The sequence below is a fragment of the Dyadobacter sp. genome (genome assembly GCF_051859145.1).
GTDB lineage: Bacteria > Bacteroidota > Bacteroidia > Cytophagales > Spirosomataceae > Dyadobacter.
Genome location: NZ_JBHYGF010000399.1, coordinates 1 through 3,663, shown reverse-complemented (window position 1 = coordinate 3,663; position 3,663 = coordinate 1). Strand labels below are relative to the sequence as shown.

Sequence of the window (3,663 nt, the reverse complement as noted above, 5' to 3'; positions counted from 1 at the left end):
ACACGGTACCTTCTCCCGCATTGCTGCAATGGGTTAAGTCAAATGCTGACGAAGAGCAAATGCAGATCCTGTTTGAGCATTCATTAAGTAATTTATATGAAGTAAGCAGTGCTCTCAAAGACAGTCTTGACCGGCTGGCCAAGCCGCCGTTGACAGGTCAGCGCGTGATATGGGCGAGCCGGTTTGGCGATTATGCCGACCTGCTTGTGCAGCAGCAGCGGATTAACAGTCCAAGCCGTACCAACTCACTGCCCGTAAGATTAATGGCGACGCTGATCAGAACTTATAGCAATAACCTCACATCCGATGAAAAACAGCGGCTTGAACAAATCACATTAAACGGCGTTGCTGAAAAGGCGCAGCTCGATTTTTTGAATAAGCTTTTTGCAAAAAATGAAACGACGCTGAATATTCTTTTTAACTACGAAAGAGAAAGCAGGAGCTATAACGATCTGTTTGACAGCACTGCTACCGAGTTCCTGAACGCACGGTATCTGTCCCGCAACCTTTACAAATTTACCTACAAACAGCAGCTGCTGCTAAACAGGCACATTCAATCGCGCAACAGCATTCCCCAATTCAGGCAGTCGCTTGATGAGCTTGTGCGGCTGGAAGTGAAAGACAGTGTGGATATCAGCAAGCTTGTCAACTTCAAAAATGCCAGAACGCTGCCCACAGAAGCCTTGCCCGGCTACTACCTGACTGCCTCCAACGATCGCGGTAACACCTGGGTTAACCAGATTATTGATGGTTTCAAAGGCAATACGATTTACCTGGTTAAATGGAGCATGGAAGATGCGAAAAGCCGCGAAGAGCTGGGCTTCATCCCGATGCTGCAATCCCGCCTTCCTGAAAACGTGAAATTCCTCTTTGTTCACCTGCCGGGACAGGAATATGGGTTTTCGGATGAACTGCTGCGCCAGTACCTGGTCAGGCACCAGCTCAAAGGCACGCATGTATTCCTGAATGAGAATCAGGCAATGGACCTGCTTTTCAGACTGAACCCGCTGGATGCCGGTACATTCGCGATTATCAGGCCAAACGGGAAATTTGCATTGAAAAATGCCCCCGCTCCGAGTGCGCTCGACAAAACTGTAAAAGCTATTCTCGACGCAAATAAGTAATATCACCTTTCAGGACGATTAAATAGCCGCCCCTTAAACTGCCGCATACCTTTGGTTCCCGCGTTTACGTTAATGCTGTCTATTGGAATTTACATCTCTCATGTACAAGTATCTGGTACTGTTTCTTCTGTTCTCTGCCTTCGCTTCGGCCCAAAATCCGGACAGCGTGGCAGTTTACAAAAGCGATAGCGTCCGGTACACCAACCTGAAAGCGCGTATGTCGAAAACGAAGTTTTCGCGCGCGGTATACAGGTTGCTTTTCCGGGATGTTTATAACCAGGGCAAGATCAAGGAGGTGAAAGAAATTGAGACGAATCCATTTACCCCTTATGAGGGAATGGTGATCCGCAAGATTTACATTCGCCAGCTGGATATCATGGGCGAATCTGTTTACGACACCACGCGTACCGGTAACCGGCTTGAACGTTTTTTGAGCAAAACGCTGCATACCAACACGCGCGAGGGTATTATCCGCAAATCTTTCCTGCTGTTTTCGGAAGGCGACGATATCCAGGCACAAGTACTAAAAGATAACGAGCGTCTGCTGCGTGAAAACCGCACCATTCTGGATGCACGTATCATTGTAGTACCAAGAAGCGATGTCACCTGGATGGCCGATGTGGTGGTACTGGTGCAGGATTCTTGGTCGCTTAACTTTGCGGGTGGGTTCAGTGGCTTCAATAAATTCAATGCATCCGTCGAGAACATCAACGTCCGCGGGACCACGCATTCACAGCGCACGGGAATCCGGTGGAATGCCAATGATACTATTCAGAAATTCCAGTTCAGGAGCATTTATACCATTCCTTATATAGGAAAAACGTTCATCACCGGTCAGGCCAACTTTATTCTTGAACGTGATGTAAAGGAACAGTCGATCCGCTTTTTCCGGCGATTTTTGACCAATGAAACCAAATACGCCGGCGCGCTGGAAATCGGGCATACCAATGTGCGGCAGTATAAGCGAAGACTGGACGATACCGATGTGGAAATCCGCTTTCCAACCGAATATGCTTATTACGATGCGTGGATTGGCCGGGCCTTCAAGTTCCCGTTCCCCGACAGCAGGCTCGCCAAAAACTCACGGATCGTGACTGCATTCCGGCACAACAAGTACCACTTCGAAAAGCGACCGCAAGTCTCAGCCGATCTCAACAAAATATACTGGAACCGCAGCGCTACCCTCGTGAGCCTGGGATATTCCAATAGAAACTACAAACGCGACGTTTTGATCTACGGTTTTGGTAGAACGGAAGACGTACCGATCGGTAGCCTGTTTGCATTGACGATCGGAAGAGAAAATACCGAATTCGGAGCGCGCGGGTACGGCGGTGTGCAGTTTGCCACTGGTAACTACATCCCGCACAATCTGGGGTATATGTACTTTCTTGCCAATGTGGGCACTTACTCCAAAAACGGAGTTGCGCAGCAAGGTGTGATCAATGGACAGCTGAATTACATCAGCAACCTGATCCCATTCAGATACAGCTTTTTTCGTCAATTCCTTACATTTCGCTACACCCACGGAATCCGCCGCGATCCGCTTGATTATCTCAATATCAGCGGAGAGCAAGGTATCAGGGGCATTAACAATGATCAGCTGATTGGTACAAAGCGGCTTACGGTGGGAACTGAAACTGTTTTTTTCTCGGATAAAAGTTTGCTCGGCTTTCGTATCGCCTATTTTGTTTTTGCCGATCTCGGACTGGTGAATGGCGTTTCTTCCCTTTGGAGCGGGCCGCTTTACCAGGGTTACGGGCTTGGACTCAGGTTGAGAAATGAGAATCTTACATTCAATACATTACAAATCCGCGTCGGATATTACCCGAACATACCAGGCAACACAGCAGAATGGCGATTTGGAGCGAGCGGCAACGTTCCGCTTCGTTTACGCGACTTCGATATCTCTGCGCCAGCCATTCTTCCGTTGCAGTAATTTTTCAAGATCCTGCATCACAGTTACTTACATGTAAAATTTCATTTTTACAACTAATTTCCGACTTCCTATCCTGCTTTTTCGGATATGTGAATTAACTTTGTGGAATTTTTGGACGTACCCCTGCTGAAATTTACCAGGCAACCCCAAAAGTTGTTAAAGTATTTCCTTCATTTCTACAAAAATACCATCTACTGTGCCCAAAAATACGAATATCAAATCCGTTCTGATTATCGGTTCAGGTCCCATTGTCATAGGTCAGGCTTGTGAATTTGATTACTCCGGTTCCCAGGCAGCGCGTTCGCTGCGTGAGGAAGGAATTGAAGTAGTGCTGATCAATTCCAATCCGGCAACCATCATGACTGATCCTATCAGTGCAGATCATGTTTATCTGTTGCCATTGGAGAAAAAGTATATCGTTGAAATTCTTGAAAAACACAGAGCGCTAGGAAGGCCCATCGACGCGGTGTTACCGACAATGGGAGGCCAGACTGCATTGAACCTTGCGATTGACTGCGACAAGGCGGGAATCTGGAAAAAATATGATGTGGAGATCATTGGTGTCGACATCAAGGCGATTGAAACGACTGAGGATAGAGAAAA

At 47.4% G+C, this 3,663-nt stretch carries 2 protein-coding genes and 1 pseudogene; all 3 read left to right on the top strand.

All coding sequences use genetic code 11. From position 1 onward, the window contains the following. On the top strand, positions 1-1,124 hold a 1,124-nt coding region (locus ACTIE6_RS20130), incomplete at its 5' end, for a hypothetical protein (protein ID WP_439558352.1). Between the two features lie 100 nt (positions 1,125-1,224). Next, entirely contained in the window at positions 1,225-3,060 is a 1,836-nt protein-coding gene (locus tag ACTIE6_RS20125) for a hypothetical protein (protein ID WP_439558351.1), read from the top strand. A 196-nt stretch (positions 3,061-3,256) separates the two neighbouring features. Beyond that, positions 3,257-3,663: pseudogene (locus tag ACTIE6_RS20120) on the top strand (carbamoyl-phosphate synthase large subunit); the annotation flags it as partial.